General features: G+C 52.7%; 19 protein-coding genes. All 19 read left to right on the plus strand.

From position 1 onward, the window contains the following. Positions 1-3 precede the first annotated feature (3 nt). Complete coding sequence (gene petA, locus BMZ36_RS05615) at positions 4-603, plus strand: ubiquinol-cytochrome c reductase iron-sulfur subunit (RefSeq protein WP_091192536.1); 600 nt, start codon at positions 4-6, stop codon at positions 601-603. Beyond that, positions 600-1,823 (plus strand): cytochrome b, encoded by a 1,224-nt coding sequence (locus BMZ36_RS05620; protein ID WP_091192539.1) that lies wholly within the window; start codon positions 600-602, stop codon positions 1,821-1,823. The genes petA and BMZ36_RS05620 overlap by 4 nt, the downstream gene beginning before the upstream one ends. A 72-nt stretch (positions 1,824-1,895) precedes the next feature. Next, positions 1,896-2,891: an NAD-dependent 4,6-dehydratase LegB gene (locus BMZ36_RS05625; RefSeq protein ID WP_091192543.1), complete on the plus strand. Its 996-nt coding sequence runs from the start codon at positions 1,896-1,898 to the stop codon at positions 2,889-2,891. Between the two features lie 35 nt (positions 2,892-2,926). Continuing rightward, entirely contained in the window at positions 2,927-3,928 is a 1,002-nt protein-coding gene (neuB, locus tag BMZ36_RS05630; protein ID WP_091192545.1) for an N-acetylneuraminate synthase, read from the plus strand. Beyond that, positions 3,925-5,094: a UDP-N-acetylglucosamine 2-epimerase gene (gene neuC / locus BMZ36_RS05635; protein WP_091192547.1), complete on the plus strand. Its 1,170-nt coding sequence runs from the start codon at positions 3,925-3,927 to the stop codon at positions 5,092-5,094. Before neuB ends, neuC begins: the two co-directional genes overlap by 4 nt. Beyond that, positions 5,085-5,963 carry a methionyl-tRNA formyltransferase gene (locus tag BMZ36_RS05640; protein WP_091192550.1) on the plus strand — a complete coding sequence of 293 codons (879 nt, stop codon included), beginning with the start codon at positions 5,085-5,087 and terminating at the stop codon, positions 5,961-5,963. Before neuC ends, BMZ36_RS05640 begins: the two co-directional genes overlap by 10 nt. Next, positions 5,960-6,622: a PIG-L deacetylase family protein gene (locus BMZ36_RS05645; protein ID WP_091192553.1), complete on the plus strand. Its 663-nt coding sequence runs from the start codon at positions 5,960-5,962 to the stop codon at positions 6,620-6,622. The genes BMZ36_RS05640 and BMZ36_RS05645 overlap by 4 nt, the downstream gene beginning before the upstream one ends. 121 nt (positions 6,623-6,743) lie before the next feature. Further along, complete coding sequence (locus BMZ36_RS05650; RefSeq protein ID WP_091192556.1) at positions 6,744-8,486, plus strand: ABC transporter ATP-binding protein; 1,743 nt, start codon at positions 6,744-6,746, stop codon at positions 8,484-8,486. A 16-nt stretch (positions 8,487-8,502) separates the two neighbouring features. Continuing rightward, positions 8,503-9,516, plus strand: a complete 1,014-nt coding sequence (pseB, locus tag BMZ36_RS05655) for a UDP-N-acetylglucosamine 4,6-dehydratase (inverting) (protein WP_091192558.1) — start codon at positions 8,503-8,505, stop codon at positions 9,514-9,516. A 36-nt stretch (positions 9,517-9,552) separates the two neighbouring features. Next, a complete protein-coding gene (locus BMZ36_RS05660) occupies positions 9,553-10,167 on the plus strand; it encodes a pseudaminic acid biosynthesis-associated methylase (protein ID WP_218142638.1) in 615 nt (204 codons plus the stop codon). A 68-nt stretch (positions 10,168-10,235) separates the two neighbouring features. Further along, complete coding sequence (locus BMZ36_RS05665) at positions 10,236-12,023, plus strand: hypothetical protein (protein WP_143085977.1); 1,788 nt, start codon at positions 10,236-10,238, stop codon at positions 12,021-12,023. After that, complete coding sequence (locus BMZ36_RS05670) at positions 12,016-13,068, plus strand: nucleotidyltransferase family protein (protein WP_177187794.1); 1,053 nt, start codon at positions 12,016-12,018, stop codon at positions 13,066-13,068. Before BMZ36_RS05665 ends, BMZ36_RS05670 begins: the two co-directional genes overlap by 8 nt. A 17-nt stretch (positions 13,069-13,085) precedes the next feature. Then, positions 13,086-14,276 carry an N-acetyl sugar amidotransferase gene (locus BMZ36_RS05675; protein ID WP_091192684.1) on the plus strand — a complete coding sequence of 397 codons (1,191 nt, stop codon included), beginning with the start codon at positions 13,086-13,088 and terminating at the stop codon, positions 14,274-14,276. Further along, complete coding sequence (hisH, locus tag BMZ36_RS05680) at positions 14,273-14,890, plus strand: imidazole glycerol phosphate synthase subunit HisH (RefSeq protein ID WP_091192570.1); 618 nt, start codon at positions 14,273-14,275, stop codon at positions 14,888-14,890. Before BMZ36_RS05675 ends, hisH begins: the two co-directional genes overlap by 4 nt. After that, positions 14,884-15,645 carry an imidazole glycerol phosphate synthase subunit HisF gene (hisF, locus tag BMZ36_RS05685; RefSeq protein ID WP_091192573.1) on the plus strand — a complete coding sequence of 254 codons (762 nt, stop codon included), beginning with the start codon at positions 14,884-14,886 and terminating at the stop codon, positions 15,643-15,645. The genes hisH and hisF overlap by 7 nt, the downstream gene beginning before the upstream one ends. Continuing rightward, entirely contained in the window at positions 15,642-16,298 is a 657-nt protein-coding gene (locus BMZ36_RS05690; RefSeq protein WP_091192577.1) for an LbetaH domain-containing protein, read from the plus strand. The genes hisF and BMZ36_RS05690 overlap by 4 nt, the downstream gene beginning before the upstream one ends. 17 nt (positions 16,299-16,315) lie before the next feature. Beyond that, positions 16,316-17,029: an acylneuraminate cytidylyltransferase family protein gene (locus BMZ36_RS05695; RefSeq protein ID WP_091192580.1), complete on the plus strand. Its 714-nt coding sequence runs from the start codon at positions 16,316-16,318 to the stop codon at positions 17,027-17,029. Next, complete coding sequence (locus tag BMZ36_RS05700) at positions 17,026-18,381, plus strand: glutamate-1-semialdehyde 2,1-aminomutase (protein WP_091192584.1); 1,356 nt, start codon at positions 17,026-17,028, stop codon at positions 18,379-18,381. The genes BMZ36_RS05695 and BMZ36_RS05700 overlap by 4 nt, the downstream gene beginning before the upstream one ends. A gap of 7 nt (positions 18,382-18,388) precedes the next feature. Beyond that, entirely contained in the window at positions 18,389-19,192 is an 804-nt protein-coding gene (locus BMZ36_RS05705) for an SDR family oxidoreductase (RefSeq protein ID WP_091192589.1), read from the plus strand. Positions 19,193-19,206 lie beyond the last annotated feature (14 nt).

The raw sequence follows: 19,206 nt of genomic DNA on the forward strand, positions 1-19,206 counted from the left end.
TTCATGCAGAAAGAGCCGCAAACTCCGCAAGGGCCGGCCTGCGACCCTGAGAAGCGCCGCCTGTTGCTCGCAGCTTCCGGGCTCGCAGGGGCGGGCGTGGTTGCGGGGATGTCTGTGCCGTTTGTGACGACCTTGTTGCCGCCAGAACCCCGGACGGCTGCAGGGGCACCGATTGAAGTGGACCTCTCCGTGCTGGAGCCGGGGCGGATGCTCTCGCTGCAGTGGAACAACAAGCCGCTCTGGATCCTGCGCCGCACGCCGGAAATGCTGGCAGCTTTGCAGGGCGCTGATTCGCGGTTGCTCGATCCGCATTCCACAGCCAGCGAACAGCCGGCCTATTGCAGGAATCCGTTCCGCTCGATCAATCCCGAGGTCTGGGTTGCGGAGGGGCTGTGTACCCACATGGGCTGCATCCCGATATTCAGCCCGCAACGCACGGCGGACTGGGCGGGCGGATTCGTCTGCCCCTGCCATGCGGCCCGCTTCGATCTGGCCGGGAGGGTGTTTGCCGGCTCGGTCGCGCCCCGCAACCTGACCATCCCGTCGCATTGTTACCTGTCGGCTAACCGGTTGCGCATCGGCGGCGCGGAGACACCGGCATGAGCGGCAAGGTGCGCCGGTTGCTGGACTGGATCGATGCCCGTTTCCCGCTATCGGCGTTCTGGGAAAAGCACGTGGCCGGCTACTACGTGCCGAAAAAGCTCAACTTCTGGTATCTCTTCGGTTTTCTGATGCTCCTGGCGCTGGCGCTGCAGGTTCTCAGCGGCATCTGGCTTGCGATGATCTACAAGCCGGATGCCACCTTGCTGCCGGGTACGCAAACTTCGGTTGCGCTCGCGTCGATACGGCACTTCATGGAGCACGTCCCCGGCGGCAAGGCGATCCGTTACATGCATACCACGGGCACATCGTTGTTGTTCGCCTTGATGTACCTGCATATTTTCCGCGGTCTGCTGTACGGCTCGTACAAGAAACCGCGCGAGTTGCTGTGGCTGCTCGGCATGGTCCTTTTTTGGCTGATGATGATGGAGGCTTTTTTTGGCCAAGTGCTGCCGTGGGGCCAGATGTCCTACTGGAGCACGCAGGTCGTCATGCACCTGTTCGAGTCGATTCCCTTCATCGGCAAGGCGCTGGCTGATTTTCTGCGCGGCGACTACACCGTATCCGGCATCACGCTGAACCGTTTCTTCGCTCTGCATGTGGTGGCGGTGCCGCTCATGTTGCTGCTGCTGGTCAAGCTGCATCTGGTGGCGCTGCATGCTGTGGGTTCGACAAGCCCGGACGGCAAGGAAATCCGTGAAGAGGTCGATTTGCTGACCGGCAAACCGGCTGATGGCGTGCCGCTGTTGAGCCATGCCATGCACCACCTTATCGCCGCTGCGGTGTTCCTGGCGATCTTCTACGCCCTCGTTTGTTTCGCCCCCGCGCTGGGCGGCTATTTCGTCGATGAGCTGAATGCGGTTCCGGCCGACCCCTACAGCACCCCCGCCGAGCTGCGCCCCATGTGGTACTTCGCTCCGTTCTACGCCATGCTGCGCGCCGTGCCGGCATGGGGTGGGACGCAGATTTGGGGGGCGATTACCATTACTGCGGCGGTGCTGTTGCCCGCGCTGCTGCCTTGGCTCGATCGTTCGCCGGTGAAGTCGATTCGGCTGCGAGGGTGGCAATACCGGGCGGGGGTGATTGTGTTGGCGGGGTGTTTTGTGGGGTTGGGGGTGGCAGGGCTTATGCCTCCCCTGGATTTCGTGCTCGGCCTGTCGAGGCTTCTGACGGGGGGATACTTCGTGTTTTTGATTATTCATTTCTTCGATGACAGGGCGTGAGGACAGAGGGTTTTCAGTTATCAACTTATGCTGAGGTACAATACCCGTTTGACTTGGACCGGTACTGATCGAATGAAGATTCTTGTAACAGGCGCAGATGGTTTTATCGGGTCTCACTTGACAGAGCATCTGGTGCGTTTGGGTTATGATGTTCGGGCCTTTGTTCAGTACAACTCATTCGGTTCATGGGGCTGGCTTGACCGGTGTGCGCCTGATGTGCGCGGTAAATTCGAGGTTTTTGCCGGAGACATCCGCGATCCGCATGGTGTGAAAAAAGCCATGCAAGGGTGCTGCTGGGTAATGCACTTGGCCGCGCTGATTGCAATTCCGTACTCCTATCATTCGCCAGATACCTACGTGGATACCAACATCAAGGGTACCCTCAATATTGTTCAGGCGGCACGCGAGCTGGGTGTGGATAAGGTGATTCACACGTCGACCAGCGAAGTTTATGGAACGGCCCGCTACGTGCCCATCGATGAGCAGCATCCGCTGCAAGGCCAATCCCCTTATTCCGCGAGCAAAATTGGCGCCGACCAGATCGCGCTCTCGTTTTACAACGCTTTTGATACGCCGGTTTCCGTGATCCGTCCGTTCAATACGTACGGCCCCCGGCAGTCAGCGCGCGCAGTGATACCGACCGTCATTTCTCAGATCGCCAGTGGTCAGCGCCAGATCAAGCTGGGGGCTCTGTATCCCACCCGTGATTTCAACTATGTCATGGATACGGTAAGGGGGTTTGTCGCAGTCGCCCAGTCCGATAAATCTATCGGCGAAGTCATCAACATTGGCAGCAATTTCGAAATATCGATTGGCGATACAGTCAAATTGATTGCAGAGGCCATGGGGGTGAGCGTTGACGTGACCACCGAACAGGAGCGGTTACGCCCGGAAAAGAGCGAAGTGGACCGGCTTTGGGCCAGCAATGCCAAGGCGCTGGAGTTGACAGGCTGGGCGCCCCAGTACGGAGACAAAGAGGGCTTCCGCCGTGGTCTGGAGGAAACGGCAGCCTGGTTTGTCAATCCAGAAAACTTGGCCAGCTATAAAACTGATATTTACAACATTTGATCGCATCCGTTAAGTGTGTCGAGGATTTGTAAACGATGAAAACCATGATCATTGCCGAGGCCGGCGTTAACCATAATGGTGATCTGGCCATGGCCAAGAGGCTGGTTGATGCTGCCGCTGAAGCGGGTGCGGATGTCGTGAAATTCCAGACCTTCAATGCCAACAAGCTTGTCACCGCTTCAGCCAAAAAAGCTGCGTATCAAATGGCAACTACAGCTGCCGATGAGTCTCAGTACGAAATGCTCAGCAGGCTTGAGCTGACCAAAGAGATGCACTACGAATTGATCGAGCACTGTCGGCTGCGTGGTATCGAGTTTTTTTCGACGGGTTTTGATATCGAAAATCTTGAATACCTGATGGGTCTTGGAATGCCAAGAATCAAGATTCCATCCGGGGAAATTACCAATCTGCCGTATTTGCGCAAGGTGGGCAGCTTCGGCTGCCCCGTCATTCTCTCCACTGGAATGTCCAGTCTTGGAGAAATCGAGGCCGCGCTGGAGGTGCTGGAGCAAGCAGGCACCGCCAGAGAGAAAATCACGGTGTTGCAATGTACCACCGAGTATCCGGCGCCCATGGCTGATGTCAATCTGCGAGCAATGCAGACAATCCGGGATGCCTTCGGTGTTGCGGTCGGTTTTTCCGACCATACGGAGGGGATTGAGGTGGCGATTGCTGCGGTGGCGCTTGGAGCCTGCGTTATCGAGAAACACTTTACGCTCGATAGAAATTTGCCAGGCCCCGACCATCGGGCGAGTATCGAGCCCCTTGAGTTGACGAGATTGGTCGGCGCGATACGCAATGTCGAAGTTGCGATGGGAGATGGCATTAAACGGCCAAGCAGTAGTGAATTGAAAAATAGATATATAGTACGCAAGTCGATAGTGTCGGCAATTCCGATAACCAAGGGTGAGATATTTAGTGAAGCCAACTTGGTAGTAAAGCGTCCAGGGGGCGGCCTTTCTCCAATGCTATGGGATGGTGTGATTGGACGGGCTGCGCCTAGAGATTTTGCGATCGATGAGCTGATTGAGTTATGAGCAGGAAAATTTGTGTCGTTACCGGAACCCGTGCTGAATATGGCTTGCTGCGCTGGGTAATGCGAGGAATCCAGGATAGACCCGATTTGTGCTTGCAGTTGATCGTAACTGGTATGCATTTGTCTCCGGAGTTTGGTCTGACTTGGAGGGATATAGAGAAAGATGGTTTCAAAATAGACCGCAAGGTTGAAATGCTGACAAGTTCAGATACATCAATTGGTGTTGCCAAGTCTATGGGGTTGGGCATGATCGGTTTTGCCGATGCGCTTGATCAACTGGCTCCCGATTTGATTGTGGTTTTGGGGGATCGCTACGAAATTCTATCAGTGGTTTCGGCTGCGTTAGTCGCACGAATTCCGGTTGCCCATTTGCATGGGGGGGAGTCCACGGAAGGGCTGATTGACGAGAGTATTCGCCATTCGATCACCAAAATGTCCCATTTGCATTTTGTTGCCGCGGAGCCATACCGAAAACGAGTTATTCAACTGGGCGAATCACCGGAGTTCGTTTTTCTAGTGGGAGGCTTGGGTGTTGATGCAATTAAACATGTGGATTTGCTGGATAGACGAGATTTTGAGCGGTCAATTGATTTTGAGCTTAAAGAAAAAAACCTTTTAGTTACGTTCCATCCTGTTACCTTGGAGAGTTCAACTGCACGCGAGCAGATGGCTGCGTTGTTGGCTGTTTTGGATAATATGGATGATACGGGTTTAATATTTACGTACCCAAATTCTGATACGGATGGTCGAGTTATTATCGATATGATAGAGCAATTCGTCTCACAGCATGAAAATGCGCGGGCGTTTGTTTCATTGGGGCAGCAACGGTATTTTTCGGCGATTTCCCATGTGGATGGGGTTGTGGGTAACTCGTCAAGTGGGTTGATTGAAGCCCCAAGCTTTAAAAAGGGGACGGTTGATATTGGGGATCGACAAAGAGGCCGGCTGCGCCCTGAGAGCGTCATAAATTGCGCCGCTAATGAGGAAAGTATTGCAGCAGCGCTGAACGTTTTATATTCTCCAGAATTTCAAGCCAAGCTGCAGTATGTCGCCAATCCATACGGGGATGGTGGTGCGAGTGAAAGAATCGTGAATGTATTAAGTTCTGTTGATTTGAAGGATGTTGTCAAGAAGCGTTTTTTTGATATTGATAAATCATGCGTATAATTTTTATAGGAACGGTTCTGTTTTCTTCATTTGCGCTCCGGCGCTTAATTGATATTAAAGCGAATATTGTCGGGGTCTGTACTGCTCGGCAGTCAAAGGGTAATTCTGATTATTTTGATCTATCGTGCATTTGTTCTGAAAATGGCATTCCGTTTATTTGTGCTGATGACGCAAATTCAGACGATGTTTTGTTTTGGGCGCAAACATTAAATCCGGATGTCATTTTTTGTTTTGGTTGGTCACGGTTACTAAAAAAACCACTTTTGGAGTTGGCGCCGCTTGGCGTGGTAGGGTTTCACCCGGCAGCCTTGCCGGCCAATCGTGGTCGGCATCCGCTGATTTGGGCTCTGGTACTTGGGCTGAAAAAAACGGCCTCTACATTCTTTTTTATGGACGAAGGGGCTGATAGCGGAGATATTCTTTCCCAGCGTGAAATTGTTATTGCAGAAGAGGATGATGCTGGCACGCTGTATGAGAAAGTGACACAAGTGGCTCTTGAGCAAATTGTAGAGTTTGTGCCCTTGCTTGCCTCCGGGCGCTATCAGCGGAAAAGGCAGAATCATCAGAATTCAAATGAATGGCGTAAACGTGGCATGGCTGATGGAAAAATTGATTGGAGAATGTCCGCGGAGTCCATACATAATCTGGTGAGAGGTTTGGCTAAACCTTACGTTGGTGCTCATTTTGAGGTAAATGGCCAAGTGATCAAAGTTTGGAAAACTCGGATTGAAGATGGCCCTCAGAATATGGAGCCAGGGAAGGTTTTGTGTGCCGGAGGAGATGGCCTTTTGATTAAGTGTGGCGCAGGTGCAATTCGACTGTTGTGTACGGAGCCAATCTTTGTGGCGGATATAGGTGGCTATTTATGAAGACCTTGATTGTGGCTCCCCATCCGGATGACGAAATTTTGGGAGCGGGTGGTGCGCTGTTGCGCCGCAAGGCCGAAGGAGGGACGCTCGCTTGGGTGGTCGTCACTGCGGTTCCGCCGGAATTTGGCTGGGATGAAGAAAAAATTAGCCGTCGAGAAGGCGAGATTTCTAAAATTGTTGATTTGATAGGATTTGATAAAGTATACAGGTTGGGGTTCCCTGCTGCAGGGTTGGATAGTATTCCGACGGGTGAGTTGGTTTCCTCTATTTCTGGTGTTTTTAGTGAATTTGAGCCTGAAGAGGTTTTTGTCCCACACCCTTCTGATGTTCATACGGATCACCGACTTGTGTTTGAAGCGGTTTCTGGTTGCTGCAAATGGTTTAGATATCCATCAGTAAGACGTGTGCTGGCTTATGAGGTGTTGTCCGAGACTGATTTTGGTCTCGGGGTGTCAGGCAGATTTAATCCCAATGTGTTTGTTGATATTGGGCCTTATATGGATGCCAAGCTAGAGGCAATGCGTATTTATTCGTCTGAAATGGGTGAATTTCCATTCCCTCGTAGCGAAAAAGCTATTCGAGCTTTGGCCGCCGTTCGTGGCGCGGCTTCCGGGTTTTATGCGGCGGAAGCATTTGAATTGCTTCGCGATAGAATTTAAATATTATTATTAGTTGTGCGCACTATCTGCGTGGCGCACTTTGAGTGTTTTTATTTTTTGCTTGTAATCGCGCCGGGCCTGGGTGTCAATTTTACTGGCAAAAACAACACGAGAAATATAAATGGGGTTAGTTCATAAATTATTTTCATTGCTGGATTCGCAGCAATCTCGGGCGGCTGCGGCATTATTGCTTCTTATGTTGATAGGCATGGTGCTCGAAACATTTGGTGTGGGCCTTGTAGTACCCATTCTGGCACTGATTGCTGACCCTTCCGCCATGGCGCGCTATCCCTCCGTGCAAAAAATTATGTCTGTAACAGGGATGGCGGGGCAAGCGCAACTAGTTGGCGCATGCATGCTTGCCATGGTGGCGGTATACTTTGTGAAGGCATTTTTTCTGGCGTTTTTGGCCATGCGCCAAGCCAGATTTGTCTTCACGCTTGAAGCTGCATTGTCCGAGAAACTTTACAGTGGTTATTTACGTCTGCCATATACATTCCACATGCAAAGGAATTCGGCGCAACTGATCAGAAACGTAACAGGGGAAGTTGGTCAGTTCGCATCTGCGGTCATGGCTGCGAATGTACTGATGTCTGAGACCCTTGTTCTTGTTGGTGTGGCCTGTCTGTTGTTCGCGGCAGAACCAGTGGGAGCCTTTCTTGTCATGAGTGCCTTGGCATGCGCCAGTGGCGGATTTTATCTGGCGGCAAAAGGGAGAATCCTGAATTGGGGCGTGGCTCGACAATATCATGAAGGACAAAGGCTGCAGCGCTTGCAACAGGGGTTGGGAGGCATCAAGGACGTCAAATTGTATGGCCGGGAAGATGAGTTCTCCAGCGAGTATGCGCAGCATAGCTTCGCTAGCGCCCGCATCAGTGAAAAGCAGAATGTACTCAACGCACTACCAAGGCTGTGGCTGGAATTACTTGCCGTAACTGGATTGGCCGTACTGGTATTTGCCCTGCTTTGGCAAGGCAAGCCCATGAGCGCGTTGGTGCCAACACTCGGACTCTTCGCCGCCGCCGCATTTCGCCTGATGCCATCTGTAAACAGGTTTCTGGTTGGTATCCAAAATCTGCGGTACAACCTGCCAGTGGTCAATACACTTTATGCAGAATTCATGCTGATGCGACAAACGAAGGACCTGCCAGCGGATATCCGGCCGCTGGCCTTCCGGCATGGGATCAGGCTGGAAAACGTCTTTTACATGTACCCTGGCTCGCATGAGGCGGTTGTGGTTAATGCCAATCTGTACGTGCCCTGCGGAAAGACAATCGGCTTTGTCGGCGAAAGCGGTTCCGGGAAAAGCACGCTGATCGATCTTGTACTGGGCTTGCTGCGTCCGAACCAAGGGAAAGTCACCGTGGATGAAATTGACATCCAGACCAATCTGCGGGCATGGCAAAATCTTATTGGCTACGTACCCCAGAGTATTTACCTGACGGATGATACGCTGAAGCGTAATATTGCGTTCGGTGTCAGAGACGCAGCAATAGACGATCAAGCCGTCTGGCGAGCAATAGATGCCGCGCAGTTAAGGGATTTTGTCGAGAGCTTGCCGGATGGTCTGGAAACCGTCGTGGGCGAACGCGGCGTACGCCTGTCCGGAGGGCAATGTCAACGCATAGGTATTGCCCGCGCTTTATACCACGATCCGCCTGTTCTTGTGCTGGATGAGGCATCCAGTGCACTGGATACAGCGACAGAGGTGGCGGTCATGGAAGCCATCAATGCCCTGCGCGGCATCAAGACGCTCTTGATCATAGCGCACAGACTGAGTACGTTGGCCGGTTGTGACCAGATATATCGTATTGAGCATGGCGTAATCGAAAAGGCCGATACAATTTCAATAACGGCACCCTAATCAACATGGTAGAAAAATGCTGAATAACAAATCAATTCTCGTCACCGGCGGCACTGGCAGTTTCGGACGTACCTTTGTAAGAGAGGTGTTAAAACGGTATCCCGGGGTAAAAAGGCTCGTTGTATTCAGTCGCGATGAACTGAAGCAGTTTGAAATGGCGCAGGAGTTTTCTGTCAACCATTACCCTGCCATGCGGTATTTTATCGGGGACGTCCGGGATCGAAACCGTTTGCGCAGGGCGCTGCACGGCATTGACACAGTAGTACACGCTGCGGCATTGAAACAGGTGCCGGCAGCAGAATACAACCCGATGGAGTTTATCCATACCAACATCCTGGGAGCTGAAAACCTGGTTGAAGCATGCATGGATGTCGGCATAAAACGAGTTGTGGCTTTATCTACTGACAAGGCTGCTGCCCCCATCAACCTGTATGGCGCCACCAAATTGTGCAGCGACAAGCTAATTGTTGCTGCTAATGGGTATTCCGGCTCCTGCGAAATAAAATTTTCGGTTGTGCGTTACGGGAACGTCATGGGGTCCCGTGGCTCGGTTATCCCGTTTTTTATGGAAAAGGCCAAAAGTGGCGTGCTGCCAATCACCGACCCTGAAATGACGCGTTTCAATATCACGCTTCAGGAAGGTGTCGAGATGGTGTTCTGGGCCATTGAAAACATGCTGGGCGGCGAAATATTTGTTCCAAAGATCCCGTCGTACAGGATTATGGACGTCGCAGAGGCAATTGCACCCAGTTGCAGGAAGGAAATAGTCGGAATTCGCCCTGGCGAGAAACTTCATGAAGAGATGATTACCGAAAGTGACAGTTTTTCTACGGTGGATATTGGCAAGTACTATGCCATATTGCCTGCGAGCGGCAGACTGGGAGTGGCGCAGTATTCACGGCATCTTCCGCTGGAAAAAGTCCCTGCAGGTTTTTCATTTAATTCAGGTAAAAACAAAGACTTCCTCACGGTTGAACAGTTACGCGATCTGATCAGGAAACATGTTTGCCCCGGATTTGATCCGGTGTGATGAATTTGATTTGGTAGGTTTATAAAGGGCAGGATAATGCACAAGACGGAGCAAGAGGTTTTTTGGGCCGGAGAGTTCGGCAATGATTACATTTCCAGAAATGAAGGGTGCGAGATTGTTGCTGGAAACTTGGCACTTTTTTCAAAGGTTCTGGAGAGAACGGGGGGGGTCGGCTCGGTAATTGAGTTTGGTGCAAATATCGGTCTGAATCTACGCGCGTTAAAAACCCTCCTTCCCGGCGCTGAATTCGCTGGTATCGAGATCAACGCCAAGGCGGCTGAAAAACTCGGGGAACTTGGGTTTGTTGATGTTCACCACGGGTCGATTCTGGAGTTCTTCCCAAAAAAGCAATTTGATTTCGTGTTTTCAAAGGGTGTATTGATTCACATTGCACCGGAAAGTCTGCCGGATGTCTACGACAAGCTTTATGAGACCTCGGCTAGATATATCTGCTTGGCAGAGTACTATAATCAGGATCCGGTCGAAATCCCTTACCGCGGCCACGCCGGGAAAATGTTCAAGCGGGATTTTGCCGGCGAAATGCTGAAACGCTACAGTGACATTTCACTGGTCGGCTATGGATTTGTTTATCAGCATGATCCGGTTTTCCCGCTGGACGATATCACATGGTTCTTGCTCGAAAAGAAATAAATTCACCAAACTTGTGATGATGTTTGCCGCCTGCTTGTCAGGCGGCATTTATATTGATGGAAATTTGCATGCGGTTTTATGAGTCACTTGGTGCCTGTCATGTTGTGCGCCTCGCCCTCGCCGGTGAGCAGGCTTTTTTCTGCTTCAAATCAATTTCAGCAAGACTGGCAGAAAAAATTGTCGGTATTTTTGGATTGTCAGTCAATGCCAGAAAGATTGACTTCGGCGATTTGCAACATGCCACACAAATAAGGGACCGCGCCTACCGGATGGCGGAGCAGCAAATTATAAAGCTCGATTGTGCCGAATGGACTGAGCTTGTCGGAGACAGGCTGGGAATCGACTTTTCTTTGTTGTTTCGCAAATACATTTTTGACTGGCTGTATGTAAAATTCGAATTTTATGAAATCATTTTGCAATATGCAAATGAAAATCCGAATGTTCACTGCGCGATCCGTCTGCATAAAGAATTTGCCGCAGGCTACATTTCTTCCTTGAAGCAGGTTTGCTCTGTCACGGAAAAAAAGGAAGGAAAAATTATTGGCTTCCTTTCCATTCTTCTCCTGCCGACTTTCCTTTATCGCTACTGGAAGCAGTGTGGTTCAAGTGAAGTCGACTTCTGCGTCGGCCAGCTGGTTTGTGAAGTGGAAGATTACAAAACTGCTGAAATGTTCTCGGCCATTTTTCACGGATTTCCGAACGTATGCTACGTGGTGGATTACTCCAAGTCAGCAGGGCTGCCACATGATGTGCGCGAGCGCATGAATGTCAGGGATTTGAAGTTAGACAGGCCGGGCTATGAGTATTTGCGAAGGGCTGCATGGCATTATATTGCAATCTGCCTTGCAAATATCGTTCAGGTATGGCCGCACGGCGCCAGGCTTTTCAGAGTGTTTTACATGCTGATGCGAGCCCGTGCCGAGGCAGTGGCTGGCAATGGAAATGTATTCTGCGTATATGAACACCAGACCACGGAAAAGGCGGCTCGCAATGAATTCATCAGGCAGCAGGGAGGCCGTTCAGTATTTGTTCCACTGAATGCCCATGTCACACCACAATTCTTTCATTCGGAGATTTTTATCAATTACGATGTGATGTGCGCGGCGGGTCCGCACACCGCCGAGCTTTACACTGGTAAACGAGCCCTGACAAAACACTTCCCCGGCACAGGTTCGTTTGACGCGCACAGGATCCTGGCGGATTCACCCGAACGTGCGCAGCGCATAGCACGCCTGAAACAGTTCAAGGGTGATGCCATGCTGATCACGGTTATTTCGCCAGGCATATGCGACCCCACGTACAGTCATGAAATACGTCTGATGCAACTGGCCTGCAAATTGTCTTGTCAGCCGGGAGTGAAAGTTGCCGTTCGCCTGAAACCTGTTCCGCCAGAGAGGAAATACAGCGACTTTTACGCAGACATCACCAAGGGTTACGACCAGCTGCTGCTGACTGGCAGTGAGCACGATCTGTTTGATTTTCTGGATATGACGGACCTCTTTGTAACCTCGATATCCAATGCGGCCTGTGATGTCTTGCTGCGCGGTGCCCAGGTCATGTTTATCGACTACCTCAAAGATCCCGATTTTTTCCTGTGGTGGCGCATGGCCGGCGAATCCTTGCTGACAGAGGAATGTGCTTTTGACAGGATCATGGCTTGGGTGAATGATGGTGGGGATGGGCCGGTACGAGCGCAGTTGCGCCAAGATATGAAGAAGGTTTCAAGTTTCATCGGTTGGAAATATCCCGATTTTGAAGCTTACCGGGCCAATTTGCTCAACCAACTGGCGCAATTGCTACCTCTTGCAGCGCCGGGAAATGTTGAATCCAGAATGAGTGGAGCAGCTTTTGAATAACCCGGTTTTTCAGGGGTGGCACAAAACGTTGCTGCCCGATTCGGCTACCGTCGAGGATGCCATTGTCAGCCTCAATCAGACTTCTGCGCAGATCGTGATAGTGGTCGATGGTGCGGGGCGGCTTGTCGGTACCGTCACGGACGGGGATGTCCGGCGGGGCTTGCTGCGTGGGCTGGGCGTGTCCAGCCCGCTTGAGTCCATCGTTTTTCGCTCCCCTCTCGTGGTTCCGCCCGAAATGCGGCAGGATTCGGTGGTTCAGCTGATGAAGACCAACAAAGTGCACCAAATCCCGGTTGTCGATGACGCTGGATGTGTTGTCGGCCTGCATTTGTGGGATGAGATTGTATCGCCCTCGAATCGAAGCAATGTTATGGTTATCATGGCAGGGGGATTGGGAACTCGCTTGCATCCCCATACTGAACGCTGTCCCAAGCCATTACTGCCCGTGGCGGGCAGGCCCATGCTGGAGCTCATCATTGAGCGCGCCAGAGACAACGGGTTTGTACACTTTATCCTGGCCATACATTACCTCGGTGAAATGATCGAGGCATATTTCGGCAATGGCGAGCGCTGGAATGTGCAAATAGAATATTTGCGTGAGAACTCCCCGCTGGGCACCGCCGGCGCGCTGGGGCTGCTGTCGCCGATACCGGAACTGCCCATGGTGGTAACCAATGGCGACGTCCTTACGGATATCCACTATGGCGAACTGCTGGATTTTCACTTGCGAAACCGGGCGGCGGCGACCATGGCCGTTCGTCTGCATGAATGGCAGCATCCATTTGGCGTTGTCCAGACAAATGGTGTCGAGATCGTTGGTTTCGAGGAAAAACCCGTGTACCGCTCGCATGTCAATGCGGGGGTTTACGTCCTTGATCCGTTCGTTTTGCAATATCTGGACAAGGATGTTCGCTGTGACATGCCAGCCCTGTTTGAAAGTGTCCGTGCGGCAGGCGAACGTGCCATTGTCTATCCCATGCATGAGCCTTGGCTCGATGTTGGCCGGCCGGGAGACTATGATAAGGCCAATCAAGTTTACAAATAATGACGAAGAGAGAAATCATGAGCGGACCCCAGCCTTTGTTGCGGCGCTGCAAGAAATGCGGCCTGCCAGAAACCTATGAAACCATCGAATATGATGCCGAGGGAGTTTGCAATATTTGCCGGGGATCTGAGCACAAGCAGCAGGCGATAGACTGGGTTGAGCGGAAAATACTGCTCGACAAATTGATTGAAAAGTATCGCGGCAAGGCCGATTACGATTGTATCGTGCCCTTTTCCGGGGGCAAGGACAGTACATTCCAGTTGTACTACCTGATGAAGGAATACAACCTGAAACCACTGGTCGTGCGCTTCAATCATGGCTTCATGCGCCAGGTGGTGGAAGAAAACAACCAACGCACTTTCAAGAAATTGGGCGTGGATGTGCTCGAGTTCACGCCCAACTGGAGAGTGGTCAAGAAACTGATGCTGGAATCATTCGTTCGCAAAACGGATTTTTGCTGGCATTGCCATACGGGGATTTACTCATATCCACTGCGGGTCGCGCTCATGTACAAAGTGCCTCTTGTATTCTGGGGCGAACCCCAATCGGAAATTACCGCCTACTACGATTACCTCAATGATGAAATCGAATACGAGGACGACAAGAAATTCAACATGCTGAGAACACTGGGCATCACCGCGGAAGACATGCACGGCATGATCGACCGGCCGGACGATCCGGTCGACAGGCGCGACCTGATTCCCTATACCTTCCCGGATGTGAAGGAACTCAAAGCATTGCGTTACTGCTCCGTGCCCCTCGGCAGTTTCATTCCGTGGGATTACACCAAAAACACGGAATTGATCAAACGGGAGCTGGGGTGGCAGGCGGACGAACTGGAAGGCGTACCGCGCGGCATCAACGAGCATGGAGAAAAAATCGAATGCTTCATGCAAGGCGTGCGTGACTACATCAAGTATCTGAAACGCGGTTACAGCCGGGTTGCGCAGATCGACGCCTTCCATGTGCGCGCTGGACGCATGTCCCCGGCAGAAGCGGTAAAAATGAACGCCGAGTTTGATGGCCGCAAGCCACACTCGCTTGAAGTATTCCTGGAATACGTCGGGCTGACAGAGGAAGAATTCAACAAGATCGTAGCGCAGATGGTAATCCCGCCGCACCAGCCCGACTTCGCCAACATCCCGATGGCAAACAAAGCTTGGGATTTCGATCAATGGTACCGGGAAGACAACCGCAAAAAATCATGATCGGCATAGTGGATTACGGAGTAGGGAATCTTGCATCGGTGCGAAATGCATTTGACCGGGCAGGGTATGAGGCCGAGCTTTGCTCCCGGCAGGAGGAACTGGGCCAATACGAACGCTTGGTCCTGCCCGGCGTAGGCTCGTTTCGTTCCGCCATGGAACTGCTGGAGCAAGGCGGTTGGGTGCATGCACTGAAGACATATGCTGCAACAAAAAAACCGATGCTGGGAATTTGCCTTGGCATGCAACTTATGTTCGATTACGGCGAAGAGCATGGGGGTGCCGCCGGCTTGGGCCTGATTCCCGGAACCGTCGTTCACCTTGAGCCCGCAGCCCCCAACAAAGTGCCACATGTCGGCTGGAACAGCCTCAACCATGCCATGCGGCATTCGCTACTGGAAGGCGTCAAGCCCGTGGTCGACTTTTACTTCGTCCACTCATACCACTGTGTGCCCAAAAACCCGGAGCATATTCTGGCAACATGTGATTTTGGCGGTGAATTTGTTGCAGCCGTAGTGGCAGGAAACGTAGCCGGTATGCAATTTCACCCGGAAAAAAGCCAGCCGGCCGGAATACGAATTCTGGAAAACTTTGCCGAGTGGGAGCCGCAATGCTGAAGAAGCGTGTGATTCCGGTCCTGCTGCTGCGCGATGGCCGGATGGCCAAAGGAGTCCAGTTTGGCAATTACCGGGATACTGGCAACCCCAAGACTGCGGTGCGGATTTACAGCGCTCAGGACGCCGACGAACTGGTCTTTCTCGACATTCAGGCCAGTCTGCAATCGAGAACGGCGCTACTCGAAATAATCAGGGAGGCGGCAACGGAGTGTTTCATGCCGCTGGCGGCCGGGGGCGGGATTGAATCGATCGACGATGTGCGGGAACTGTTGCTGGCCGGTGCCGATAAGGTGGTAGTCACCACAGCGGCAGTGACCAATCCGGGGCTGATCACTGCAATTTCCGAACGTTTCGGCAACCAGTGCGTAGTGGCTGGTATCGATTACCGGTGCGATGCAGATGGCGCAAAGGTCTGGATTCGTTGCGGCACGGAAGCCACGCAGCTTGATCCTGTCGAGCATGCACGTAATCTGGCTGCTCTGGGCGCGGGCGAAATTTTCCTGAACTCGATTGATCATGACGGGTTGATGGACGGATACGATCTGGACATGGCTGAAAAAATAGCCTCGGCGGTATCCGTGCCCGTGATCGTATGCGGCGGCGCCGGAAATTTCATGCATCTGGCCGAACTGCTGAAAGATACTTCGGCCTCTGCGGCGGCCTGCGCCAGTCTGTTTCATTTCGGGGATAACAATCCGATTCGCGCCAGATCCTATTTGCGGAATCTCGGCATCCCGATGAGAGTACTCAAATGATGGATACCAGCCTGCCGCGCGACGGAATTGCGTCGTATATCCAAAGGCTTGTTTCCATGCATCTCCCGGATGGTTACGAGGGGTCTGAATTGCTTCGAATCGGTCTCGACAAAACGCTGGACCGGCTGGAGTACTGCTTTTCAAGAATTGAGCGCAAGTATTACAAACAAGGCGGAAAGCTCAAATTCGACCATATGAATGCCGATCACATGGCGGCTTTCCTCTATTTTCTCGGCAACACCATCTGGCAAGAAACCGGCGATACGGAATTGCCTACTCGGCTTTCCTACCTGAACAAGATCATGCATGGCATGGATCTTTTTTACTCGGTGCGTATGCCGGAAATCTTTATGCTGGTTCACCCGGTAGGCACAGTGCTGGGGAATGCCGACTATGGCAATTATCTGGTGGTCTATCAGAATTGTACCGTTGGCGCTGTTACCAACGCCTACCCCAGATTCGGTACAGGAACAATTTTGTATTCCCGAAGCAGCGTGCTCGGCAACTGCAACATTGGGGATAATGTCGTTTTTGCAGCTAACGCCATGATTGTTGATACCGATATCCCCGCAGATACGCTGGTACTCGGACAGCACCCGTCATGCCGCTGTGTACCCAACAAAAAGACCGTGTCGCAGCGCTGTTTCAATTAAATTGGCCGGAGTGAAAATTGATTAATGACCTGAAGGTATTGGGCTTGGTTACTGCCCGGGGCGGATCAAAAGGTTTGCCAGGCAAAAATATCCGGGATCTGTGCGGCAAACCCCTGATCGCCTGGACAATCGATGCCGCACTTGCGGCAAAGTGTCTTGATGCCGTCGTGGTCAGCACCGATGATACTGCCATCGCCGAAGCTGCCAGTAATCACGGCGCCGAAGTGCCTTTCCTGCGCCCGGCTGAGCTTGCCGGCGATTCTGCATCGTCGATCGATGTGGTGATCCACGCTCTGGATTTTCTGGCGGCCGAGGGGAGGCACTTTGATCTGGTAGTGCTGCTGGAGCCAACATCACCGCTACGCGAGGTATCGGATATTGTCGCGGGGCTTTCGCTCATGCAAGAACACCGAGCAAGCGCGGTGGTGAGCGTTTGCCGGGCGGAATGCACGCATCCCGCTTTCATGTACCGACAAAAAACGGATGGCCGGCTTGAACCCTTCCTGAAACGCCAGCCTACCGGATTGCGTCGGCAGGATATTGAGCCGCTGTATTTCCTGGAAGGAACTCTCTATGCCTCCAGAGTCGATGTACTAAGAGCGCGCCGTTCCTTCTATCACGATGACACGGTTGCCTATGAAGTGCCTAAATGGAAGTCGATCGAAATTGACGATATTGACGACTTCACCATGGTTGAGGCGCTGATCAAACACAAAGGTTTGGCTAAATGAACTATCAGGCAAGATTGAACCGGGTTATTCCCGGAGGCGCGCACACCTATTCGCGCGGGTTTGACCAATTCCCCGCCAATGCGCCGCAAATTCTGGAGCGGGGGGAAGGCGCATATGTCTGGGCGCCTGATGGAAAAAAATACCTGGATTACGGCATGGCGCTGCGCGCCGTAACGCTGGGCTATGCTCATCCGTTAGTCAACGCGGCTGCCATTCGTGAAATCGAGCGAGGAAACAATCTGACCCGGGCCTCGCTGACGGAGCTGCAGGCAGCAGAATTGCTGGTGGATACCATCCCCGGCGCGGACATGGTCAAATTCGCAAAAAACGGCTCGAATGCTACTACTGCTGCGGCAAAGATTGCGAGAGCATATACCGGCCGCCGCTATGTCTGCGTTCCCCGGCAACATCCGTTTTTTTCATTCGATGACTGGTTCATCGGCACCACTGCACTACAAAGGGGTATTCCGGATGCCCATGCCGCGACCACGCTGGTATTTGATTACAATGACATCCAGTCTTTGCGGGGCCTTTTTGACCAGCATCCGGGTGAAATCGCTGCTGTGATGCTCGAGCCGGCGACAACAGTTACCCCTTGTGCGCCCGATTGCACGCATTTGCTGAGTTATGATGCCCCGTGCCGCAGCTGCGCTAATACCGGCAAAAATTTCCTGCATCAGGTTCAGGATTTGTGCCGGAAGGATGGTGCCCTCTTAATCCTTGATGAAATGATCACGGGGTTCCGTTGGCATTTGCAGGGCGCACAGACATATTTTGGCGTAGAGCCGGACATGAGCACCTTCGGGAAAGGCATGGCCAATGGTTTCTCGGTGGCCGCAGTAGCTGGCAAGCGCGAAATCATGGAAGTTGGCTCGATAGATAAGCCCGGAGAGGAAAGAACATTCCTGCTGTCGACCACGCATGGCGGTGAAATGTGCGGTTTGGGTGCATTTATCGAGACGGTGCGAATCTACAAGGAACAGGATGTTTGCCGGCATTTGTGGGCATACGGAGAAAAACTGCGCGACGGCATGACGCAGGCAGCAAGAGAATGCGGCATAGCGGATCATTTTATGATGGATGGCCCGGCAATATGCCTGAACTATCTCACCCGCGATGCCGAAGGCAAACCGTCGGCAAAATTCCGGACATTATTCAGCCAGGAAATGATTCGCCACGGAGTGCTGATGCCCTGGATCGCGGTCAGTTTTGCCCATGGCGAGAACGAGCTGGCCATGACATTGGAGGCAGCAAAGGCTGCCATGAAGATCTATGCCAATGCGTTGACCGACGGAATCGAGCAATATCTGGAAGGGCCGGAGATCAAGCCGGTTTTCCGCAGATACAACTGAGACGCTGATGGCTACGCTGAATGATCTGATGCGAATGAATGGCCGCCGCGCCCTGATTACCGGCGCAGCGGGATCGCTGGGGTGCGTGATCGCGGACACTCTGGCGGAGCTCGGCGCCGATCTGGTGCTGGTCGACCGCCCGGGGGCTGATCTGGCCGGGCTGGCCACGACGCTGGCTGACAAATGGGACATACAGGTACAGACGGAATCCTGCGATCTTGAAAGCCAGGATAATCGTGACCGCCTGATCGGAGCTGCCCTGAAAGATAATGCGCGGCTGGATGTTCTGGTCAATAACGCGGCTTTTGTCGGCACAAGCGGCTTGCAAGGCTGGGCCTTGCCATTTGAACAGCAGACAGTTGAAACTTGGCGGCGCGCGATGGAAGTGAACGTAACCGCGGCTTTTGATCTGTGCAAACAGTTCGCGGTGAGTATGCGACAATCCCCTCACGCCAGTATCATCAATATCGGCTCGATCTACGGACAATACGGGCCGAATTGGCAGTTATACGAGGGAACGGCGATGGCGAACCCGGCGGCCTATGCCGCATCGAAAGGGGCGCTGATACAATTGACCCGATGGCTGGCCACGACGTTGGCGCCGAGTGTGCGCGTAAACTGCATCTCGCCAGGCGGGATTGCAAGAGGGCAGCCGGAAAGTTTTGTTGCAAGATACGAGGCACAAACCCCATTGGCCCGAATGGCCGTCGAAGACGACTTCCGTGGAGCGGTTGCTTACCTTGCCAGCGATCTTTCGCGGTATGTGACCGGGCAAAATCTGGCCGTCGATGGGGGCTGGGGCGTGTGGTGATTGGCTCGGCCGAT

Origin of the sequence: Formivibrio citricus, from assembly GCF_900115065.1 — a bacterium.
Classification (GTDB): domain Bacteria; phylum Pseudomonadota; class Gammaproteobacteria; order Burkholderiales; family Chitinibacteraceae; genus Formivibrio; species Formivibrio citricus.

Coding starts and splice junctions, on each gene's coding strand:
- hisH (WP_091192570.1), top strand. CDS start 14,273: ATGATCGGCATAGTGGATTACGGAGTAGGGAATCTTGCATCGGTGCGA.
- neuB (WP_091192545.1), top strand. CDS start 2,927: ATGAAAACCATGATCATTGCCGAGGCCGGCGTTAACCATAATGGTGAT.
- BMZ36_RS05625 (WP_091192543.1), top strand. CDS start 1,896: ATGAAGATTCTTGTAACAGGCGCAGATGGTTTTATCGGGTCTCACTTG.
- BMZ36_RS05700 (WP_091192584.1), top strand. CDS start 17,026: ATGAACTATCAGGCAAGATTGAACCGGGTTATTCCCGGAGGCGCGCAC.
- petA (WP_091192536.1), top strand. CDS start 4: ATGCAGAAAGAGCCGCAAACTCCGCAAGGGCCGGCCTGCGACCCTGAG.
- hisF (WP_091192573.1), top strand. CDS start 14,884: ATGCTGAAGAAGCGTGTGATTCCGGTCCTGCTGCTGCGCGATGGCCGG.
- BMZ36_RS05645 (WP_091192553.1), top strand. CDS start 5,960: ATGAAGACCTTGATTGTGGCTCCCCATCCGGATGACGAAATTTTGGGA.
- BMZ36_RS05650 (WP_091192556.1), top strand. CDS start 6,744: ATGGGGTTAGTTCATAAATTATTTTCATTGCTGGATTCGCAGCAATCT.
- BMZ36_RS05660 (WP_218142638.1), top strand. CDS start 9,553: ATGCACAAGACGGAGCAAGAGGTTTTTTGGGCCGGAGAGTTCGGCAAT.
- BMZ36_RS05690 (WP_091192577.1), top strand. CDS start 15,642: ATGATGGATACCAGCCTGCCGCGCGACGGAATTGCGTCGTATATCCAA.
- BMZ36_RS05705 (WP_091192589.1), top strand. CDS start 18,389: ATGGCTACGCTGAATGATCTGATGCGAATGAATGGCCGCCGCGCCCTG.
- pseB (WP_091192558.1), top strand. CDS start 8,503: ATGCTGAATAACAAATCAATTCTCGTCACCGGCGGCACTGGCAGTTTC.
- BMZ36_RS05675 (WP_091192684.1), top strand. CDS start 13,086: ATGAGCGGACCCCAGCCTTTGTTGCGGCGCTGCAAGAAATGCGGCCTG.
- BMZ36_RS05640 (WP_091192550.1), top strand. CDS start 5,085: ATGCGTATAATTTTTATAGGAACGGTTCTGTTTTCTTCATTTGCGCTC.
- BMZ36_RS05665 (WP_143085977.1), top strand. CDS start 10,236: ATGCGGTTTTATGAGTCACTTGGTGCCTGTCATGTTGTGCGCCTCGCC.
- BMZ36_RS05620 (WP_091192539.1), top strand. CDS start 600: ATGAGCGGCAAGGTGCGCCGGTTGCTGGACTGGATCGATGCCCGTTTC.
- neuC (WP_091192547.1), top strand. CDS start 3,925: ATGAGCAGGAAAATTTGTGTCGTTACCGGAACCCGTGCTGAATATGGC.